This is a genomic window from Morganella morganii, assembly GCF_019242955.1.
Taxonomy (GTDB): domain Bacteria; phylum Pseudomonadota; class Gammaproteobacteria; order Enterobacterales; family Enterobacteriaceae; genus Morganella; species Morganella sibonii.
This window is the reverse complement of sequence record NZ_CP066129.1, coordinates 3,667,972-3,688,450: the sequence shown is the minus strand read 5'-3', so window position 1 is coordinate 3,688,450 and position 20,479 is coordinate 3,667,972. Positions and strand designations below refer to the sequence as shown.

21 protein-coding genes are annotated in these 20,479 nt (G+C 45.0%); 19 read left to right on the top strand and 2 right to left on the bottom strand.

Annotation, left to right across the window (positions count from 1 at the left end; translation table 11 throughout):
- Nucleotides 1-25 precede the first annotated feature (25 nt).
- Nucleotides 26-289, bottom strand: a complete 264-nt coding sequence (locus tag JC793_RS17290; protein WP_166708674.1) for a hypothetical protein — start codon at nucleotides 287-289, stop codon at nucleotides 26-28.
- Nucleotides 290-297: 8 nt separating this feature from the next.
- Nucleotides 298-1,353: a hypothetical protein gene (locus JC793_RS17285; RefSeq protein ID WP_218426827.1), complete on the bottom strand. Its 1,056-nt coding sequence runs from the start codon at nucleotides 1,351-1,353 to the stop codon at nucleotides 298-300.
- Nucleotides 1,354-1,817: 464 nt separating this feature from the next.
- Here JC793_RS17285 and JC793_RS19675 point away from each other — a divergent pair, with 464 nt between their 5' ends.
- The 19 genes from JC793_RS19675 to JC793_RS17190 all read left to right on the top strand — a co-directional run bounded on the left by JC793_RS19675 (nucleotide 1,818) and on the right by JC793_RS17190 (nucleotide 20,317).
- Complete coding sequence (locus tag JC793_RS19675) at nucleotides 1,818-2,198, top strand: helix-turn-helix domain-containing protein (protein ID WP_247717279.1); 381 nt, start codon at nucleotides 1,818-1,820, stop codon at nucleotides 2,196-2,198.
- The gene (gene sctC / locus JC793_RS17275) at nucleotides 2,182-3,807 is read left to right on the top strand and encodes a type III secretion system outer membrane ring subunit SctC (protein ID WP_218426824.1); all 1,626 of its coding nucleotides are present in this window, start codon (nucleotides 2,182-2,184) and stop codon (nucleotides 3,805-3,807) included. Before JC793_RS19675 ends, sctC begins: the two co-directional genes overlap by 17 nt.
- 1 nt (nucleotide 3,808) lies before the next feature.
- On the top strand, nucleotides 3,809-4,855 hold the full coding sequence (gene sctW, locus JC793_RS17270) for a type III secretion system gatekeeper subunit SctW (protein ID WP_218426822.1): 1,047 nt from the start codon (nucleotides 3,809-3,811) through the stop codon (nucleotides 4,853-4,855).
- Nucleotides 4,856-4,877: 22 nt separating this feature from the next.
- Nucleotides 4,878-6,938 carry an EscV/YscV/HrcV family type III secretion system export apparatus protein gene (locus JC793_RS17265; protein WP_218426820.1) on the top strand — a complete coding sequence of 687 codons (2,061 nt, stop codon included), beginning with the start codon at nucleotides 4,878-4,880 and terminating at the stop codon, nucleotides 6,936-6,938.
- A 23-nt stretch (nucleotides 6,939-6,961) separates the two neighbouring features.
- Nucleotides 6,962-7,372, top strand: a complete 411-nt coding sequence (locus tag JC793_RS17260) for an InvB/SpaK family type III secretion system chaperone (protein ID WP_218426818.1) — start codon at nucleotides 6,962-6,964, stop codon at nucleotides 7,370-7,372.
- A 2-nt stretch (nucleotides 7,373-7,374) separates the two neighbouring features.
- Nucleotides 7,375-8,667: a type III secretion system ATPase SctN gene (gene sctN / locus JC793_RS17255; protein WP_218426816.1), complete on the top strand. Its 1,293-nt coding sequence runs from the start codon at nucleotides 7,375-7,377 to the stop codon at nucleotides 8,665-8,667.
- Nucleotides 8,648-9,028 carry a hypothetical protein gene (locus JC793_RS17250; RefSeq protein ID WP_218426814.1) on the top strand — a complete coding sequence of 127 codons (381 nt, stop codon included), beginning with the start codon at nucleotides 8,648-8,650 and terminating at the stop codon, nucleotides 9,026-9,028. Before sctN ends, JC793_RS17250 begins: the two co-directional genes overlap by 20 nt.
- A 1,059-nt stretch (nucleotides 9,029-10,087) precedes the next feature.
- Complete coding sequence (locus tag JC793_RS17245) at nucleotides 10,088-10,834, top strand: FliM/FliN family flagellar motor switch protein (RefSeq protein ID WP_247717278.1); 747 nt, start codon at nucleotides 10,088-10,090, stop codon at nucleotides 10,832-10,834.
- Nucleotides 10,831-11,493 (top strand): EscR/YscR/HrcR family type III secretion system export apparatus protein, encoded by a 663-nt coding sequence (locus JC793_RS17240; protein ID WP_166708664.1) that lies wholly within the window; start codon nucleotides 10,831-10,833, stop codon nucleotides 11,491-11,493. Before JC793_RS17245 ends, JC793_RS17240 begins: the two co-directional genes overlap by 4 nt.
- Nucleotide 11,494: 1 nt before the next feature.
- Complete coding sequence (sctS, locus tag JC793_RS17235; protein ID WP_166708663.1) at nucleotides 11,495-11,761, top strand: type III secretion system export apparatus subunit SctS; 267 nt, start codon at nucleotides 11,495-11,497, stop codon at nucleotides 11,759-11,761.
- A 6-nt stretch (nucleotides 11,762-11,767) separates the two neighbouring features.
- Nucleotides 11,768-12,529 (top strand): type III secretion system export apparatus subunit SctT, encoded by a 762-nt coding sequence (gene sctT, locus JC793_RS17230; RefSeq protein WP_247717277.1) that lies wholly within the window; start codon nucleotides 11,768-11,770, stop codon nucleotides 12,527-12,529.
- Nucleotides 12,522-13,589, top strand: coding sequence for an EscU/YscU/HrcU family type III secretion system export apparatus switch protein (locus tag JC793_RS17225; protein WP_166708662.1), 1,068 nt, complete (start codon nucleotides 12,522-12,524; stop codon nucleotides 13,587-13,589). The genes sctT and JC793_RS17225 overlap by 8 nt, the downstream gene beginning before the upstream one ends.
- Before the next feature lie 89 nt (nucleotides 13,590-13,678).
- A complete protein-coding gene (locus JC793_RS17220; protein ID WP_166708661.1) occupies nucleotides 13,679-14,146 on the top strand; it encodes a tetratricopeptide repeat protein in 468 nt (155 codons plus the stop codon).
- Complete coding sequence (locus tag JC793_RS17215) at nucleotides 14,143-15,498, top strand: hypothetical protein (protein WP_218426810.1); 1,356 nt, start codon at nucleotides 14,143-14,145, stop codon at nucleotides 15,496-15,498. The genes JC793_RS17220 and JC793_RS17215 overlap by 4 nt, the downstream gene beginning before the upstream one ends.
- A 13-nt stretch (nucleotides 15,499-15,511) precedes the next feature.
- The gene (locus tag JC793_RS17210; protein ID WP_218426809.1) at nucleotides 15,512-15,880 is read left to right on the top strand and encodes a hypothetical protein; all 369 of its coding nucleotides are present in this window, start codon (nucleotides 15,512-15,514) and stop codon (nucleotides 15,878-15,880) included.
- A gap of 370 nt (nucleotides 15,881-16,250) precedes the next feature.
- The gene (gene sctE, locus JC793_RS17205) at nucleotides 16,251-17,231 is read left to right on the top strand and encodes a type III secretion system translocon subunit SseC family protein (RefSeq protein ID WP_218426807.1); all 981 of its coding nucleotides are present in this window, start codon (nucleotides 16,251-16,253) and stop codon (nucleotides 17,229-17,231) included.
- An 18-nt stretch (nucleotides 17,232-17,249) separates the two neighbouring features.
- Nucleotides 17,250-18,005, top strand: a complete 756-nt coding sequence (locus JC793_RS17200; RefSeq protein ID WP_218426805.1) for a hypothetical protein — start codon at nucleotides 17,250-17,252, stop codon at nucleotides 18,003-18,005.
- Between the two features lie 184 nt (nucleotides 18,006-18,189).
- On the top strand, nucleotides 18,190-19,464 hold the full coding sequence (locus JC793_RS17195) for a bifunctional O-acetylhomoserine aminocarboxypropyltransferase/cysteine synthase (protein WP_218426803.1): 1,275 nt from the start codon (nucleotides 18,190-18,192) through the stop codon (nucleotides 19,462-19,464).
- Nucleotides 19,465-19,513: 49 nt separating this feature from the next.
- On the top strand, nucleotides 19,514-20,317 hold the full coding sequence (locus tag JC793_RS17190; RefSeq protein ID WP_218426802.1) for a MetQ/NlpA family ABC transporter substrate-binding protein: 804 nt from the start codon (nucleotides 19,514-19,516) through the stop codon (nucleotides 20,315-20,317).
- The last annotated feature ends 162 nt before the right edge of the window (nucleotides 20,318-20,479 follow it).

The window sequence follows — 20,479 nt, the reverse complement described above, 5'->3', positions numbered from 1 at the left end:
CATCCTGTCATTTTTACGCCATAAATCAGCGCATATTACCGATCGGTGTTGAGAGGTTTTCTTTGTGCTGGCGAATCATTGCCGAGAGGGCGGAGCACTTAATATTCAGTGATGATGAACAGGCTTGTAACATCGCCATATCATAAGCATTGGCGGTGTCTTTATTACCCGACTGCAAATTGTTCATCAGTTTGTTCAGTTCTACATTGTCTTCATGAATCGGTGACTTAAACTGCTCCGTCAGTGTGGAAAATGTAATTGCAACATTTTTTGGGGCAATATCCGGCATAAATATCCTTATTTATTATCAGAGATAAATTTTGTGTGGTTATCAGACAGATGAATATAATTGACTGATCCATATACTCCCGGATGAATTTCGCGGGAGGGGATTTCCTTGTACTGTACCAGCGTATTTCCCGGGGCTGAGAATATCGAGGTATTAATATCTTTAATAATATCGTTTATTTCTTTATTTCTCCTCGTGTCTGCATAAATGAAAATGGTATTTCCTGATTTTTTTACAGAATACCTGATTGACGTCTTTCTGAACCGGTCATTTATTAATTTAACAATATCACTGAATGATAATGTTTTGATGGTAATGTCGTCTCTGAACTCATCAGGGATAGTCAGTATTTCCTGGTTAACAGTTTTATTTTCATCATGTATATGAATGATTTCTTTTCTTTTATTAATGTCAAGCATGATAATAATATCATTTTTATCTGTTTTTATGTCTGATTTATTAACTGAATAAATGGTATACCCCGGGAGATCATTCTTTATCTTGTTGATATTGTTTTCGGTTGATGTAAATACAAGGATATTATTATTTTTTATAATGTATTCATTGTTATTTGTATGACTGCGTATAATATCTTCGTGATTTATCGTATGGTTGTTCGCATCTGTATTATTTTTGTTCTTCCCGGATATGAAGCCTGCTGTCAGTATGGCCGATAATATCAGTAACACATAAAAAAGAGGTCTCCGGGAACGTCTGCGACTGCCGGTTGTTCCTTTCATTGACAATATGTCCCCGCTCCAGGTGTCATGTTGTTCTTTTATAGCGAAAAAAGGTTTTCCCTGGTAAGAAAACGGCGTGTTATAGCAGATATCCATCGTTATCACGTCGTTACTGTGTGTGATGCAGGAAACATAATAATAGCTCTCATATAATTCTAGTTCGATACAGTACAGTGATGAATCAGGAACCGGGAGAGACAAGGGTATCAGCGCTTCATCAGATTCAATAGTATCGTTATTATTAATATGATATTTACCGGAAGGCAATGTTATTTCTTTTCCGGATGAATCTCCCATTATTATTATGTTATATAATTTATTCATTAATTATCCCAAGTGATAAATTTGTATGTTTTATAATTTGTGATTATCCTGATGCCAGTTTTTTTAAATGGTAGTGAGTTTTATAAAAAAATGGTAGTAAAAAGTAGTGTGATATTTTAAATTCACTCTCAATTTTTAGATTGTTCAATAAGCGTTTAATGTCGCACACGTATCTGTTATATATTCGGATGAAAAGGATGATGTGAATTCATATGGAAAAGATAAGTCGGATATATATTTATAATGATATATATAATACAGGCGGATGCAGCGGAGGTGGGCAGGCTGATTACTGTTTTCCGCTTTCAAAATGCATAAAATTATTGGCATTTATAGACTGTCATTATCATTTTCAACAAAAAGAGAATGATGAAATCGCAGAGAATACAGCCAGTCAGAATTACGAGGTAATTTTTTCTGTTCTGGGGGACGCGGATAATCCGGAATACCGGGTTGTCTGTGAGATGCTGAACGAAAACAGCGAGATAAAAACGTTTTTGAATACACTGCGTCACTCTGAGCATTACTGGCTGGTAAAACATCTGATCAGTGCCGCGGATTGCAAAAACAGTAATATCCGGGATATCAGCCAGCGCTACGGGTTATCCGGCACTCACTTCAGGCGTTTGTGTCAGCGTTATATCGGTAATCAGAGTAAGTATCAGCTGCGGCACTGGCGCGGCGTGGCTTCCGTGCTGGATATCCTGGTAAAAGAACACTCACTGACCCGTATCGCGGCAGATAACGGTTACTGCTCGGCATCCCATTTCTCTAATGAAATCAAAATACTATTTGGCATGTCCCCCCGGAAAATAAGGAATTTAAATCATGCGGTTAAAAAATAGTGCCGGGAAACTGCTCTGCTTCGTTTTCTGTCTGCTTTCCCTGCCGGTGATGGCGGAACAGGTCGTGTTATATGAAAAAAAACCGCCGCTTCAGGAGCAGTATGTGGCGAAAGAAACACGGCTGGACCATTTTTTCGATGCACTGGCAGGCAGGCTGGACGTCATGATTATTTCGTCGGATGCGGTGAAGAAAAAGAAAATTTCCGGCACATTTGATTTATCGGACCCGCAGGCTGCGCTATCGCAGATGCTGAAGACTATGTCACTGGTGTCATACAGGGAAAATCGCACTCTCTATATTTACAGCAGCAATGAGATTGAATCATCGATGCTGACGCTGAATGCCATCACCCGCCATGAACTGACGGTTTTTCTGAAACAAACCGGGCTGTTTGATGCGCAATATCCGCTGACATCTGACCGGCAGCAGCGGATTTTGTATATCACGGCTCCTCCGCGCTATTTGAGCCTTATCCGGTCAGCAGCGGATGCGCTTGAGGCACAGCACAGTATAGAGGAGCAGGGGATTTCGCCGGAAGATGAGCATATTCAGCTCGTTAAGCTGGAGAACAGTTTTGTGCAGGACAGGGAAATTACGTCGAGGGGAAAAAGCCTGATCTTGCCGGGGGTGGCGTCAGCATTGCGGGAATTACTGGACTCAGGGCCTGCGGCAAAAACCGGGCTGGTGCCGCAGGACGCAGAACAGGGCGATATTCAGCCGGCTGAAACCGTCTGGCTGGGTGGTGAGCGGGTGCGGATTGTACCGTTGCAGGGAGAAAACAGTCTGCTGTTAAAAGGTCAGCGTAATGCGCTGCACTTAATCAATCAGCTGATAAAGCAACTGGATACGGCCAAACCGCAGATCGAATTATCACTGTGGATTATTGATGTATCAAAAAATGAAGCCGATCAGCTGGGGATCAACTGGCAGGCCGATTACGGCACAGGAAACATGAAAGTGGCGTTTAATCTCAGCGAGCTTAATCAATTCACCGGTTTTTCATTCTTCAGTAAAATCAGGGCATTGTCAGCGAAAGGGCAGGCCAACATGGTATCCCGGCCGATTATCCTGACTCAGGATAACACCCCTGCTATTTTTGATAATAACACTACATTTTACAGCAAGTTACAGGGAGAACGAATGTCATCTCTGGAGAGTATCACGTATGGTACAAAGGTGAGTGTGACACCGCGGATAGCCAACCAGCGAAAATCAGTTGAGATGATCATTGATCTGGAAGACGGTGCACAGAAAAAAGAGGCTGACGGAACCGGCAGCGAAGATGCCTTACCTGTCATTAACCGGACAAATATCAGTACGATAGCCAGGGTCGCTCAGGGGAATACATTGCTGATTGGCGGATACACACGGGAAAATACCCGGCGCCATAACGATAAAATTCCGTTGCTGGGGGATATCCCGCTGGCTGGCCGGTTGTTTCAGTTTGAATCAGTGAAGACAGAAAAAATGGTCCGGCTTTTTCTATTGCAGCCCCGTATTCTTCAGCAGGATTTTTTCAGTGATACAGAGATCTCCGGACATGTCCCGTTTAATAATGAGAATAAACAAGGGATTGAGATGATGAAAAAACTGAAGCAGGACTATTGATATGATAAATGGCTTATCCGGCTCGTTCCGTCCGCCGGTCGCACCACAAAAACAACAGGGTGAGAGGGTTGCGGAGCAGCGTCCGGCAGAAAACCAGACAGAAAACCATGCCGAGCAGATGATGGACGTGATGGATGATATGGCTATGGTGTTGTCGCAGTTTAACCGCCGGCAGTACGGAAAAGAAGAGCATATCAGTCAGTTACCGGCATCGGAGCAGAAAAACAGCATGGGGGGCGCGGAGACAAAATTGGATCGGGTTGTGAAATGGTTTACCGCTTCCGCATGTTCAGTACGTGAGTTTCTTGATTATGTGCGCAATCTGTTTCCGGACCCCAGCGACTATGTGATGGCACTGCGCGCCCTGTTGCGGAAGCTGCCGTTTTCTGCGGAAGAAGCGGCTGAAATTGATGCGGAAATTGAGCAGTTGCTTTATGGCGAATATGCGCAGGAAACCCGTGCCGGAATCAATATCGCACTGAAAATCCGCCAGTATGCACCGGTGACACAGCTGGATTGCGCGCAGCTGAGAATGGTGTACCGCAGTTACATCAGCTGGAAGTTCGATATGCTGTATTTGTGGAAAGTATGGCTGGAGCAGTACCGGAAAAGCCGGGTCAAAAGCCTGCTGAATTATGTCCGTGACTCACTGGTGTGTGATATGGCGGCCGCGCTGCCGAGTTGCAGCCATCACAGTGAGTTCGGGGAACTGACCACCCGGCTGCATACACTGAATCAGCTTATTTCACTGAATGATATGTTTCATCAGAAAATTGCTTCACTTGACTGTACAGAGCCGGTGCTGGCGGAGGAAACGCGGATGAATCAGTTACTGATTTCCGGGTTGGGTGACTATGAAGCATTTCAGACAGAAACCGATGCGTTGCTGGCGGCGGCAGAAGATGACAAAAACAGACCGCGTATTTTACAGCGTCTGATTGTGATTTTTGGTGAGATACCGGAAGCGCTTTTTTTGCAGGAAGCAGGAAAAGCGGAAGTGGTTTCTTTTCTGAAAGCCCTTATGAGCAAAACTATTAATATCTTATAACTTTCACCGGCAATGGATTGCTATGCTGACAACTTTTATTCATGCGGTCAAAAGCAGGCCGGAGATCGCGGTACTGCTGATTATGGTCATGGTGATCGCGATGCTGATCATTCCGCTGCCGAAAATGCTGGTAGATTTTCTGATCGGCCTGAACATCGTGATCTCTATCCTGATGTTACTGCTCTCTTTTTATATTACCCGGATTCTGGGATTTACCTCTTTTCCCGCACTTTTGCTGATCACCACACTGTTCCGGCTGGCGCTGTCGATCAGCACCAGTCGTCTGATCCTGCTGGATGCGGACGCCGGGAATATCATTCAGTCATTTGGTGAATTTGTTATCGGCGAAAATATTGTGGTTGGTTTTGTTATCTTCGCCATTGTGACGGTGGTGCAGTTTATTGTCATTACCAAAGGTTCGGAGCGTGTGGCAGAGGTGGCGGCGCGTTTCTCCCTTGACGGTATGCCCGGCAAGCAGATGAGTATTGATGCCGATCTGAAATCCGGTCTGATTGATAACGAAGAAGTGCGTAAACGCCGTAAAGAGCTGGAGCAGGAAAGCCAGATGTACGGGGCGTTTGACGGTGCGATGAAGTTTATCAAAGGGGATGCGATCGCCGGTATTGTCATTATTTTCGTGAATTTTGCCGGCGGAATCGGTATCGGCGTCGCACAAATGTCGATGCCGTTCAGTGAGGCACTGAGCACGTACACGCTGCTGACGATCGGTGATGGTCTGGTGGCGCAGATCCCGGCATTGCTGATTGCTATCAGCGCGGGGTTTATTGTCACCCGGGTCAGCGGCACCAATCAGAATTTAGGGGCCAATATTGTCAGAGAACTGTTTTCTCATGATTTTACCCTGATTGTGACCGCCGTACTGGCATTATGTATGGGAATGCTGCCGGGGTTTCCGGCCGGTGTTTTTGGTCTGCTGGCGGCCGGACTGATGTTTTTCTACGGAATGCGTCTCAGACAGAACAAGCAGAAGCAGGCATCTGATCCGGCAAAAAGCCGCTCTGACAGCCGTTCTCCGGCCGCATCTGCGCCATCAGCAGGCGATTTTGCCCCGCGCGGACTGACGGCGGAAAATAATGAAGCTATTCCGCTGATTATTACACTCCACAGCCGCTATCAGACGCTGTTTGAAAAACAGAAGATTACGGATTGGTTACAGGAGGAATTTGCCTTCCGCTATGGTTTCTTTTTACCCGGTATCATCATCAATTACAGCCGGGAAATACCGGAACAGAAGGCGATGGTTTTAATCAATGAGATTCAGTCCGGTACGATTTACAGTTATCCGGATAAATACAGAATCACTGAAATTAATGATGCGTTTGATTCACTGAATATTGAGTCTGAGAGTATTCAGCCGGAAAGCGGCGAAAAAACAGTCTGGACAGATAAAAAATACGATGAGATATGCCGGGCTTCCGGGATGGTCACAGAACACGGGATTACCGTATTTTTTAATGAATTCAGCAAAATAATGACGCAAAACATTCAGGAGTTACTGGGCATCCAGGAAACCAAGACACTGCTGGATAATGTGGAAAATAAATATCCGGAACTGCTGAAAGAGTGTTACCGCTATTTATCTGTTCAGCGTATTGCCGATGTATTTCAGCGGCTTATTGCAGAGCAGATATCCATCCGCAATATCAAAATTATTCTTGGCGCACTGGTGCAGTGGGCTCAGAAAGAGAAAGATCCGCTGGTACTGGCTGAGCATGTCCGCAGCCATCTGGCCCGCTATATTTCGGAACACTTTGCCTGTGACCGGGTATTGCGGGCAGTGGTATTGTCAAACCCGCTGGAGGAAATGATCCGTCAGGGGATACGCCAGTCAGCGGGCGGCACATTTATTAATCTCGAACCGGCGCAGCTTGATCATTTCTATGATGCGATGGCGCTGGTGATGACACCACTGAAGCACCGGCAGGATATCGTGTTACTGACGGCCATGGATATCCGCCGTTTTGTCAGAAAATTGATCGAACTGCATTATCCGGGAATTGCTGTGCTGTCATTTTCTGAAATTGTGCCGTCGGCACAGGTGTCGGTGATTGACTCTGTTTAATGTCATAAAAAAGGAAATTAAAGATGGATCTTGCAACACTGGTAACAGAAGGAATGAAACTGATCGGGCGCGGCGATTTGGTGCCGGAAACTACAGCGCTGGATAATCACTCAACAATCTCATTATCACTGGGGGAGCAGCAGGTGATTCATATTGCGGTGGTTGATGAGTATCCGGTTATCTGGGCGCCGCTGCCGGCAGATTTACCGGCATTGCTGCCGGACGTCAAAGGCGCACTGCTGGATATCCTGACAGAAGAGCCGACCGCACTGTTTTGTCCGGGCTTACCGGCGCTGCGGCAGACGGATAACGGTGCGGAGCTGGTCGGCTGCTTCAGCAGCAGTGCTGTCAGCGGTGCGGAGTCATTTGTGCAGGCGCTGGATCAGTTTGTCCGTCTCAGTCAGCAGTGTCATGCGCTGATTCTGAAAAGCTGATTATGCTCAATGCATTACTCAGCCGGCGGGCATTTCCGGTGCATATCCGCGGGTATTACCTGGAAGCACCGCTGCCGGATGTCTTTATCGGGGAAATTTGTCTGTTATGGCAGGATTTATCCTGCCGGGTGCTGCTCGGCCGGGCTCAGGTGGTAGGGTTTAATGAGCACAATACCCTGCTGAGCCTGATCGGACAGGCATCCGGGCTGACGCTGACAACGGTGATCGCACCGACCGGCAGCGCGGTGACACTGACATTCACACCGCAGATCCCGGGCTCGGTGATTGATCCGTCCGGTAATACGCTGGCCAGGCTGAGTGAGATAACAGAACCGGATAACCGGGTTATCTCACGCCCCATCAATAGCGAAGCACCCGATGTGCTGTCCCGGCAGCGTATCACTGAGATCATGCCGACCGGTGTGAGAGCGGTGGATGCACTGCTGACCTGCGGAAAAGGTCAGCGGCTGGGGATTTTTGCCGGAGCCGGGTGCGGTAAAACGGTGCTGATGAATATGCTGATTACACACGCACAGGCGGATATTTTCATCATCGCCCTGATCGGTGAACGCGGGCGGGAAGTGACCGAACTGATTGATGAGCTGCGCAACAGTCCGCAGGCAGCAAAATGCATTCTGGTCTGCTCAACATCGGATAAACCGGCAGTGGATCGCTGTAATGCGGCGCTGGTGGCAACGTCACTGGCTGAATATTACCGTGACGAAGGGAAAGAAGTGATTCTGTTTGTTGATTCCCTGACCCGCTATGGCCGGGCATTACGGGATGTGGCGCTGAGTGCCGGTGAAGTTCCTGTCCGGCTGGGGTATCCGGCATCGGTATTTGAGCAGTTACCGGCACTGCTGGAACGCCCCGGCGCCACGACAACCGGGGTGATTACTGCGTTTTATACGGTTTTGCTTGATAGTGAAAATGAGCCGGATGGTTTTGGCGATGAAGTACGTTCGATTCTCGACGGGCATATTTACCTCTCCCGGCGGCTGGCGATGCAAAATCATTACCCGGCGATTGATATACCGGCCAGTATCAGCCGCGTTATGTCACAGATTGTCTCTCCCGGGCATCTGGCGGCGGCCGGGCGCTTCCGGGCATTACTGGCTAAACAGAATGAACTGAAACTGCTGGTGGAGCTGGGAGAATATAAACCGGGACTGAATGCAGAGAATGACAAGGCTGTTGAACTGACGTTACCGATGCGTCATTTTTTGTGTCAGTCACCGTCGGAATCCGTTGCAGCGGACGAAACAGGCAGGTTGCTTGAACAGCTCACGCAATGAATTGCAGCAACTGATCGCGCACTTCAGCCTGAAAGAGCATTATGCTCAGGCGGCACTGGCACAACTGCACCAGCGTCACCGGCAGGAACAGGAAAATAAAGATAAACTCTTGCTGTTAATCAATGGATTAGAGCAGCAAATTATTGATTTCGGGTGCCGCGGATTATTATCTTATACAGAGTTGAATGAGCGCCGGCGCAAGCAGGCAATATACCGCAAACACATTCTGGATGTCCGTGTCCGGGTTGATGAATCGTCTCTTCTGCTGGCGCAGATTGCGGATGATATCGCAGAAAGCCATAAAATGATAAATAGTCTGAAAAAGAAAGTGATTAAGTTCGGATTATATAGTGAGCGATAGTTTCATCCTATAAATACAAACAGGAAGCTATAATGAATATTGAATCTTATTGCGATGAGACGGAATTCGGGTTTTATGATAATGCTGATAATAAACAGATAGCCGATTTATTACCCGGGATGATTAAAAAAAAGGGAAAAAAACAGTATGACAATACTGCCCCGGTGAACTGCTCACCAATACAATTCAGTAATGATAAATATCATTATAGAAATAAAGTGTATTGTCAGATGACGAAAAAAAAAAGTGACTATCATTTCCGGGACAGACATAATATTGTACTGATATCAACACTATTACCGGAAAAAATAAAAAATACAGTATGTCTGAATAATATTGATCAATATTATTTATATGAAAATACTGGAGATACCCGGTCTGATAAAAGCCCTGCTAATGTGATATCTGCAGAAAAACCGGAAATAATCCCGGTAGAAAGCGTTCAGGCAGAAAGCGTTCAGGCAGAAAGTACTCAGGCAGAAAGTACTCAGGCAGAAAGTATTCAGGCAGAAAGTACTCAGGCAGAAAGTACTCAGGCAGAAAGCATTCCGGCGGAATATCGGCCGGACAGCGATTGTGCTGACCCCGGTGTCAAGCCGGTACAGATTATCGCCCCCGTGCTGCCGGAACTTCCTGTTTTCCGGCTTTCCGCTGTTTCCCCGGAGAGAAAACATCTTCCGTTGTGGCAACATGAGCAGGAAAAAGTATCTCAGACCATCTGCCACACCGGAAAAAATCAGGGTTCCCCGGAAAGCAGCAGGCCTGATTATTACTGTTCTTATTATTTCAGACAGAAACATCAGCCGCCGGAACCGGTGCTTATTTACCGGGAAAAACCGGGGCGGTTTAAACTGGAAACCTGTTCAGAGTCACTTAACAGGCGATTGAAATCCATAGTGAATATAAATGGAATTGATAATATTGATATATTATAAACGGATAAAATAAATGTATTATGATACATATCAGGCAATGGATTACCTGAGCTGTTACCTTCCTGAAAAAAAAGAAATTAACAGGCGTGTTATTTATTGTCGCCTGATTAATACACAGAATATATTGGATGTATTAATTGATATCGAATCATTTCTCCATTATTTAATTGGTGAAAATACCATTCCGTGGGAAATCATTCCGGAGAAATATCTGACTGAACTGATTAATGAACATAAAAAAGAGATCAGGCTGCCTTTTTTCTCTCCGGAATATTATTTCCCGGAACTCAGTACTGCAATACCCCCGGCAGATGGCATCCGTAAGCTTGCATTCAGCGGAGAGGGAGTTGATTTCTGTCTGATTGGCGCGAAAGGCAGGTTTGATATTACCGGCACACCGCTGGCTCAGGATCTTTCTGTTCCGGTAAATGCCGGAATTTATATAGGTTCAACCCGGACATTTACCGGGGTGATTCAGCAGATTACTGAAGGCGATGTCCTTTTTATTACACAAAACCAGCGGTTTCTGAGAGCAGGAGGCTATTTTCAGATGACACTGAAACAGGAACAGGATGAAACGGTTATCGCCGCACGCGGGATCGTTGCGGAAGAGCCGGTTTCCGTACCGGAAAATGCAGTGTTTGACAGCAGCAAAATACCGGTTCAGGTGGATTTTCTGCAATACCGCAGAGTGTTTCCGCTGTCTGAGCTGATGGCCTTGCAGCCGGGCGATAAACTGGTACTGCCGGCAGCGGATAATCACCTGATCACGCTGGAAATTAACGGACAGCGCTTTGCACAGGGTGAACTGGTGCGCATCGGGGAACAGTATGCCGTGGAAATTCATCATATTTTTCATAAGGGCGGATGATGACTGACAGCGCTGTTTCGATGATGCTGATGCTGGCTGCGGCATCTGTTTTACCGTTTATTCTGGCGGCGGGAACCTGTTACCTGAAATTTTCCATTGTCTTTGTGATGGTGCGTAACGCGCTGGGTGTGCAGCAGGTGCCGTCAAATATGGTGCTCAACGCCGTTGCGTTTATTCTGGCGATGGTGGTGATGTTCCCGCTGGTCAGTAAAACGTACCATTATGTAGCTGAGAACCCGGTGGAATTATCACAGCCGGAATCACTGTCACGTTTTGCGGATGAAGGATTGCAGGATTACCGGGACTATCTTTTCCGTTATGCGGACAAACCTTTGTTGTCTTTTTTTGCGCAAGCCGGCGTTGATGAAGATACGGACCCGGAACTGAATGATGCCCGTGAGATTGCCTTTTTTCCGCTGCTGGCGGCTTATGCGCTGGGGGAAATCAAATCGGCCTTTCTGATCAGCTTCTATCTCTATCTGCCGTTTATCGTGATTGATCTGGTGGTATCCAGTGTACTGCTGGCGCTCGGAATGATGATGATGAGTCCGGTGACACTGTCGGTGCCGATCAAACTGATCTTATTTATTGCGCTGGATGGCTGGTCATTGTTATCCACCAGTCTGGTGTCTCAGTATCTCGAACTTATGGATATTTAACATGGATGTTATTTATGCGGCAGATAAGGGCATTTATCTGGTGATTATATTATCGCTGCTGCCGGTGACCGTCGCCACCGTGGTAGGGCTGGTTGTCGGCCTGTTGCAGACTGTCACTCAGATCCAGGAACAAACACTGCCCTTCGGGCTGAAACTGATTGCCGTGTTTATCTGCATCTTAATGCAGCTCAACTGGCTGGGGGATTCCATGCTTAATTATGCCCGTGAAATGTTCTCACTCGCGCTCAGTACAACGGCGGCAGGTTAATTTCCGGTGCTGCTATTCTCCTGGTTTCATGATCTGCTTCAGAGCGTTCTGCTCAGCAGTGTGCGGTTATTTGCGGCTTTCTCTTTTCTGCCATTTCTGAATGATAAATTTATTCTCAGCCGTACCTCGCGGGGGATTGTAATTTGTATCCTGGCTTTGTGCCTTGGCGGCAATGACAGTCATTCCGGCGGGGATATTTCATGGCTCAGTGTACTGAGTGAAATCATTACCGGCACGGTGATGGGATTGATTTACAGCACACCGTTCTTTATTTTTGCCGCTTTCGGTGAGTATATTGATAACCAGCGGGGTGCGAATATCAGTGATACGGCTGATCCGACAACCGGGACAGATGCTTCGCCGTTTTCCACCTTCATGAATCTGTTTTCCGTCTCTTTTTTTCTGCTCAATGATGGTCTGGTATTATTGGTGGCCTCACTCCGGGACAGTTTCCGTTTATTACCGCCCGGCTCATTACTGACAGAAATACGGTACGCGGCGGTATTTGACTGGCTGACAAACAGTCTGTCATTTTCTTTGCTGTTCTGTATGCCGGTACTGATTATTCTATTTATTTCCGAGGTCAGTCTGGGCATTCTGGCGCTGTATAATTCACAGCTGAACCCGTTTTCATTATCGCTTTCAATAAAAAGTATTATTGCTTTTTTACTGGCGCTGATACTGTTCCGCAGTACGACGGTAACAGATGTGACCGTACTATTTGATACGTCCCCGGTAACACACTTTCTCAGGGGGAGCGATGGCTGAAAAAACCGAGAAACCTACCAGCAAAAAATTGCAGGATGAGTCCAAAAAAGGGAATTCATTTAAATATAAAGAATTGCTTTCCACAACCGGTTATATAACAGGTATCGCGTATCTGCTTTATGTTGCCGACTGGTCCGCCTTCAGCCATTTCTATCAGACGGTATTACGTAATGTGAATCATCTGTCTCTCCCGGTGTATATCCGGATGTTATCGGATATTTTTTTTCAGATGGTATTACCGCTGATTATTTTATGCAGTATGAGTGTCAGCTTTGTTTCCCTGATGCAGACCCGTTTTGCTGTGGCGACGGAAGCGATTAAATTTGATTTGAAAAAAATCGATCCGATTGCCGGGTTTAAACGGATTTTCACCAAAAAATCCCTGAAAAATCTGGTTAAGGCACTGATTTCAGTCATTATCTATTTATCCTCGGGTTATGCTTTTGTTTGTCTGTATACCGGCGATCTTTTTCAGGTCATTACGGCACCTTTCTCTGGTGTAAGTGACAGTTTTCTTTATTTCACCGGCCGTTATATTTTTATTTTCATCCTCTTATTACTGCCATTACTGGTGATTGATTATATTGTTGAATACTTTTTCTTTTTTAATGATATGAAAATGGAAAAGCACGAAGTTAAACAGGAGTATAAAAACAGCGAAGGTAATCAGGAGATAAAATCAGCCCGTAAACAGCAGCACCGGGAACTGCTGAATGCGGAAACCAAAGCGCTGATAAAAAACTCGGATGTTGTGGTGGTTAACCCGACACATATTGCTGTCGCGGTCTATCTTGATCCGGAAAATGGTGTTATGCCGCTGATTACCGTTAAAGAGAAAGGCGTATATGCACCGGCCGTCCGCCGGTATGCTGAAAAATACAAAGTACCGGTTGTCAGGGATATCCGTCTGGCCCGGACGTTATTCAGAAAATATCACGTTTTTGACACCATTATTGATGACGATCTGGATAAATTTCTGGATCTCTTACTGTGGCTGAATGAGGCAGAGCAGGCCGCATATGCCGGCGGCGATCCGCAGCAGCGTGCGCCGGCAGGATGATACTGAGGCGTATTTTATGAAAGTGATTATCAGTGCAATCAGATAGTATGGCCTGACTTGATAATCGGATATTATTAAGGAGTGTTGTTATGGATGACAATATTAATTCAGATATAAAGTCACTTGTGGAACAAATTTTTACTTATCTGGAGAATGGAACATTTTCTGATATATTCAGGCAGGATAAAGACCATGACTTCAGTAATGTTTACTCATTAGCCTGTGATTATTATGATAAAGGCCTTATCGAGCAGGCTGAGAAGATTTTCAGGTCATTGTGCCTTTATGATTTCAGTAATATTAACTATTTACTGGGTCTGGCTGCGGTAAAACAGGTTCAGAAACAATACCAGAAAGCGATTAATCTCTATTCACTGGCTATCAGTCTGGATAAAAATAATGCATCAGCTTATTTTTATATCGGTCAGAGCTACTTATTTTCGGGTGACAAGACTTTAGCAATGACCAGTTTCAGACAGTGTCTGTCAATGGCATGCAGCGACAATGAACGAAAAAGTGCGTTAGCATATTTATCAATGCTGGAAGGTGGTCAATGAATATAAATAATTATCATAATATTATACCTGATATCTCCGGGACTGAAGGTAAAGATAGTCTGAAAGAACCACGGGAACTGGCGGGTTTTATTGGTGATATATCCGGAATCATGCGTGCATCAGGTTATGATATTCAGCATTACGCTGATATCTTGTCAGAAAATAAAGATAATAAATATGTTTTAACCCGGTTTTTCTACGAGTTAAATGAAATAAATAAAGTATTATCAGATTCAGGGGTAACAGAGGAACAAGCACTGGAAGTATTGGATAAGTACAATAAACTGATCAGTGATCCTGTACTGAAAAAAATTCTGGCAACCACACAAAGTGAACTTGCTGATAAAATAAAGAATGTTCAGGATGATATTAAATATTTTTTCATGAAAAAAGAAATGATTACATTTGGCTATTTTGTGGAAAAAATGGATGTTGCATCAAAATACGGACATAATATCAGCGTAAGATGTTATCGTGACGGGTTTAGCCAGTACACTGAATTTTATAAGACATTAACAAAATTATTAAGTTCATATGGTGAGTACTCGAAAGGTGTCATTGATGACGGTAAAAAAACAAAATTCAAACAAAATTTATTTTACCATGACTTACATTTGGCATTAATGAAATATTATCCGGTTACAGGTGACTTAAAAAACAGTGATGGAAAAGATTGTTCACTCTATAAAGGACGATTTGAAATAGACACCAGTAAAGGAATAAATAATTGTTCAGTATATATTGATGGTGAGTTAATTGATTCAGGTGTTAACTACAATGATGCTGTAAGGAAAATGGAGTATTTCTTTTCTGTTATGAAAAAGCCGGTATCCGGAACCCAGGTTATTAAAAACATAAATACAGAAACAGACAGCAATGGCAAGTTAGTTAAGGTTGTTGGTATGGCAGATGTTATTGCTATGCCGGGTGCGCTGTTCAGGTGGCTGGAAATACCTGTAAGTAATGAAGATTACGATAAAGTAAATGCGGAGTTTGATGTTTCTCTTGAAACGCTGAAAAAATTTAATTTCATTAATGATGATTATTTGTCGGTATCTTCTTCGTATAACGAAACACTGAAAAAAACCAGTGAGATATTCAATGATAAACTAACGAAAAGTTATTTTGAAAAGGCAAAGAAAGGAATAAATGAAGAGTGGAAATTAGATCATGGGCAAATAAATTCATATAACACTATTATGGATGGGATAAAAAAAGAACTCCAGATGACGCTTGATGAATTTTCCCAGAGATATAACACGATTAACAGTAACTATGACAATATGCTCAGAGTAATTACCACAATGATTAGTGAATTAACTCAGGAGTTAAAAGGTTTTTTACGTATTTAAAAAGGGTGAATACATGGATGTATCAGGTATAAAATCAGCACAATTAGCCGTTTCCGGGGCATTAGCCGGGGAAATCGATGATACAGAAAAAAGTAAAGTTGTTAACCAGCAGGAAAATACATCCCATTCTGACAAAATTATTGAAGAACTGGGAGAACGATATAACCGGGATAATACGAAAAGAACAAAGCCACAGCTCAGCGGGAAACCAGCAGGAAAGCAACATGATGATAAAATGTCAGCAAAAAAAATATCAATCAGTGAACTGTTTTCATTGTTATCTGATAATCTTTCCGGTGAACAGATTAAAAATTCAGGCATAAATCAGAACATTAATAATAATGTAATGAAAAATATATGGTCAGAAAAAAAAAGAATCTGACTTATCTGAAGACATTAATAATTACGCCGGTATTCTTCTTGGCTGTGTTGACGAGTTATCAGAACGTTATTTTTCTGTCATTAATAACCATGGTGAGATATTTGATAGTATCAGATTATTCTTCACGGAAGATAAAAATTTAAAAATAAATAGCAAGGATGAGTTTTCTGTCTTTTTTAACAGGAAGCTGGGGGTTGATATTGTTCTGAAAAGTCTTTCGGAAAAAGGTGGCGATGCCGGAGCTAAAACAGCACTACTGGAAAAGTTACTGACTGACATTATTAGTCTTCCTGAAATACAAGATCAGATGTGGGTGATAGAACCTCAAAAATTAGCGTTGCTGACATCAGAGTTAAATACACTGAATACTATGGCCGGGATTTTGGCATCGGCAAAAGAGTGCCTGTCAGCCGCACAATCGCTGATCAGTATGAATAATAAAAATACCGTTGAGTATAATAATTCACTTGCGGTCCTGATGGGGAAACTGGCTGATTTACGTGATCAAATAGCGCAGAAAAAACTGGAAAATGATCGTGAGCTGGCCCGGCTTCAGCAGTTAGCATTACAGGTAAAAACAGATAAAGATGCAGCCGATATTGCAGAAAAAATAAAGAAAGCAGAACGCCTGCAAGCTCTATTTAAGTGGCTCGGACCGCTGCTGACTGTAATTACGGCGGTATTAACTGCCCTGACCGGCGGATTAATGGCAAAAGCACTGGCAGCGGTTATTGTTATTATGACCATTGTCAGTGAAGTCGTAAAAGCGACGGGTGGCCCTGATATTATGGCCAAAATCATGGAACCGGTGACCAAACTGCTGGAAAGCATCAAAAAGTTTATTAAAGATATCGCCATCGAAATCGCTAAAGAACAGGGGAAATCACCGGAAGAATTGAAAAAACTGGAAAAAACCATGGAAATCGTCGGTATGGTGCTGGCTGTTGTTGTGGTCATGGCATTATTTATTTCGGCTGCTTCAGCAGGGGCGGCAATCGTGGGAAAAATTACGGGCAGATTTGCATCAGAAGCAATGCAGACGGCAATGAACAGTATTTTCGCTCAAATACAGACTATGCTGACCACTTTAATGATGACAACAACAATTATAAACAGTGCCAGCTCTGTGACGAATGGCGTGTTACAGGCTGATATTATCCGTCATCGCGCAGATATGGATGTGGATTTGGTATTAATGGGCAGAATAACGGAACTCATGAATCAGATAATGGCCGTATTTTCTGAGTCGCAAAAGGAGCTGATTGCACTGAACGAAAAATTAAGTAAGTACGGAAATGAATCTTTTCAGAGAATAAAATCAATGCTGCAGCAGGGACAGCAGGCTGTTTAATTTATAAAGGGAATTGTGATGGAAATTACTAGTAATAACAGTACACAATCTTCTGGTTATATACCAGAGAATGACCTTGTACAGAAAAAATCGGTATTACCGGATAATATTGTTAACCAGGAAATCGTCAGATTAGTGGCTGAAAATCAGTATTCTCAGCAGAATACCGTCACCGGTAAAACGGCGGAAGAGATCATCAGGCCATTTTCACAGCATGTCATACCTCTTTTATTATCCGATTATGATAATAAACGAATGAGTGCCGTGATTGAGTTATGTAACGTGTTGCTGCTTGATGCTGTTAACCAGCAGGAGCGGCGGGATACATTAGAAAAGCTGGCTATGCAGCAGGCAACGCAATTAAAAAAGCTGAAAATTGAGGAAGCAGATTACCAGGTAGCGGCAGCTGTCGTCGGGGCTATTGTATCTGTGACGGTTGCGGTTATCGGCGGAAGTATGGCAATTAACGGGCTTAATCCGGCTAATCCGGGCGTATTGACGGCGCAAAGTATTGCCGGACAGGCAATATCCGGTTTATCACAGTCGCTCGGACAACTGGGTTCTCAGCCTCTTATGGCGATGGGAACACGTTTGCAGGGAGAAGGTGAGGTCGTTCGTGCTTTGAAAGATGTTCTGCTTAATACCATGTCTGTACATAATAAAGTGTCAGATGACCAGAAAGCATTCCAGAAAAAACTGCTGGAGATTCTGGTCAGTGAATTTGAGAATCGCAAAAATACGACACACAATCTGATCAATAACATGAAAGGATAATTTCTCACTCCTTTCATGAATCAAGGCCGCTTCCGACAGCGGCTTTTTTCTCATCATGAAGAAAATTCATCTTGTTTTGCCACTTCCGTTTTGATCTCTGCAGTGAATATCGGTATAAGAAAGGAATGTCTAAACGTCTGGACGTCTAAATAATAATATTCACCTGTGCGGTAAGGAAGAACACATGAAACTTGAAACGCTCTCTGTCCATGCCGGTTATTCACCGGACCCGGCCACAAAATCTGTTGCGGTTCCTATCTATCAGACCACCTCCTATGCCTTTGATGACACTCAGCATGGTGCGGATCTGTTTGATCTGAAAGTACCGGGAAATATCTATACCCGCATCATGAACCCGACCAACGATGTGCTGGAGCAGCGGGTGGCGGCACTGGAAGGCGGCATTGCCGGGCTGGCCGTGGCATCGGGCATGGCGGCGATCACCTATGCAATCCAAACCCTGGCCGGGGTCGGTGACAATATTATCAGTGTCTCCAAACTCTACGGTGGCACTTATAATTTGTTTGCGCATAATTTTCCGCGTATCGGGATCGACGTCCGTTTTGCCGATCATGATGACTTCGCACAGCTGGAATCCCTGATTGATAACAATACCAAAGCGCTTTTCTGTGAAACCATTTCCAACCCGGCAGGGCATATCGCGGATATTGAAAAACTGGCAGAGATAGCGCACCGTCACGGCGTCCCGCTGATTGTGGATAATACGGTAGCCTCCCCGGCACTGTGCCGCCCGATTGAGTTTGGTGCGGATATCGTGGTGCATTCACTGACTAAATATATCGGCGGGCACGGTTCCTCACTTGGCGGAATTGTTATCGACTCCGGAAAATTTCCGTGGCAGGAGCATGCTGAGCGCTTTGCGGTGCTGAATACTCCGGACCCGTCTTATCACGGTGTGAACTACAGCGAACACTTCGGTGCGGCGGCCTTTATTGCCCGCTGCCGTGTGGCTCCGCTGCGTAATACCGGTGCGGCATTATCGCCGTTTAACAGTTTCCTGATTTTACAGGGACTGGAAACACTGGCACTGCGCATGGAGCGCCATACTGAAAATGCTCTGCGTGTTGCGGAATATCTGCAACAGCATCCGCAGGTTGCCTGGGTCAAATATGCCGGACTGGCGGACAGCCCGGAGCATGCATTGGCGAAGAAATATGTGCAGGGCACCCCGGCGTCAATTATGTCTTTCGGCATCAAAGGCGGGGCAGAAGCAGGGGCGAAGTTTATCGATGCGCTTAAACTGATTGTCCGTCTGGTCAATATCGGTGATGCAAAATCCCTGGCCTGCCATCCGGCAACCACCACTCACCGTCAGCTGAATGAAGCCGAACTGGCCCGTGCCGGGGTATCACAGGATATGATCCGTTTATCCGTCGGTATTGAGCATATTGATGACATCCTGGCGGATATCAGTGCGGCACTGGACAGTGCGAAATAATATTATCAGTAAATAAAATATAACCATAACAATATGTTCCGGAGATAGTATGAGAAAAATTATTGTATCTGCACTGCTCGCCTGCACCACATTACTGGCAGTGTCCTGCTCACAGAATGAAGATGAAAAACCGCTGAAAGTGGCGATTAACACCGGGCCGGATCAGGCTATCTGGGATGAAGTGGTAAAAGTGGCCAAAGAGAAGCAGGGACTGGATGTTGAAGTTATCGCTTTCAATGACTATGTCCTGCCGAATGAAGCGCTGCGCAATAATGATGTTGATGCCAATGCATTCCAGACCGTGCCGTATTATGAAGCGCAAAGTAAAGAGCGCGGCTATCAGTTTGAAGTGATCGGCAAAACCTTTATCTTCCCGATAGCGGCATACTCGAAAAAAATCAAATCCGCAGCCGAACTGCCGGAGGGCGCAACAGTGGCTATCTCCAATGAAGCCACCACCCTCGGCCGCAGCCTGTTGCTGTTACAGGCTCAGGGGCTGATTAAACTGAAAGACGGCGTCGGTTACCTGCCGACGACACTGGATATCATTGAAAATCCGAAGAAACTGAAGTTTGCGGAAATCGACACCCCGCAACTGACACGTACACTGGATGATCCGGATGTGTATCTTTCCATTATCAACAATAACTTCTCATCTCAGGTCGGATTATCCGCTGCCCGTGACGGACTGTTTATGGAAGGGGCAGATTCCCCGTATGTGAACCTGATCGTGGTCAGAGCGGCAGATAAAGACAACGAGAAACTGAAAAAACTGGTCGCGGCATTCCAGAGTGATGAGGTTCTGAAAAAGGCGGATGAGGTTTATAATGGCGATGCTGTCCGGGCCTGGTAAATACGCGTCATCCTTCCGTCCATAGCGGCGTTGGCCGCACTCAGGGGCACGGGTGACGGGCAAAGAAAACAGAAAGCATGCGAGCCATGGATGGCGAGCCTGAGCGCACATGGAAGTGTTTACAGCGACTTTCTGTTTTTGCCCGTTGCCGGTGCAGGCACC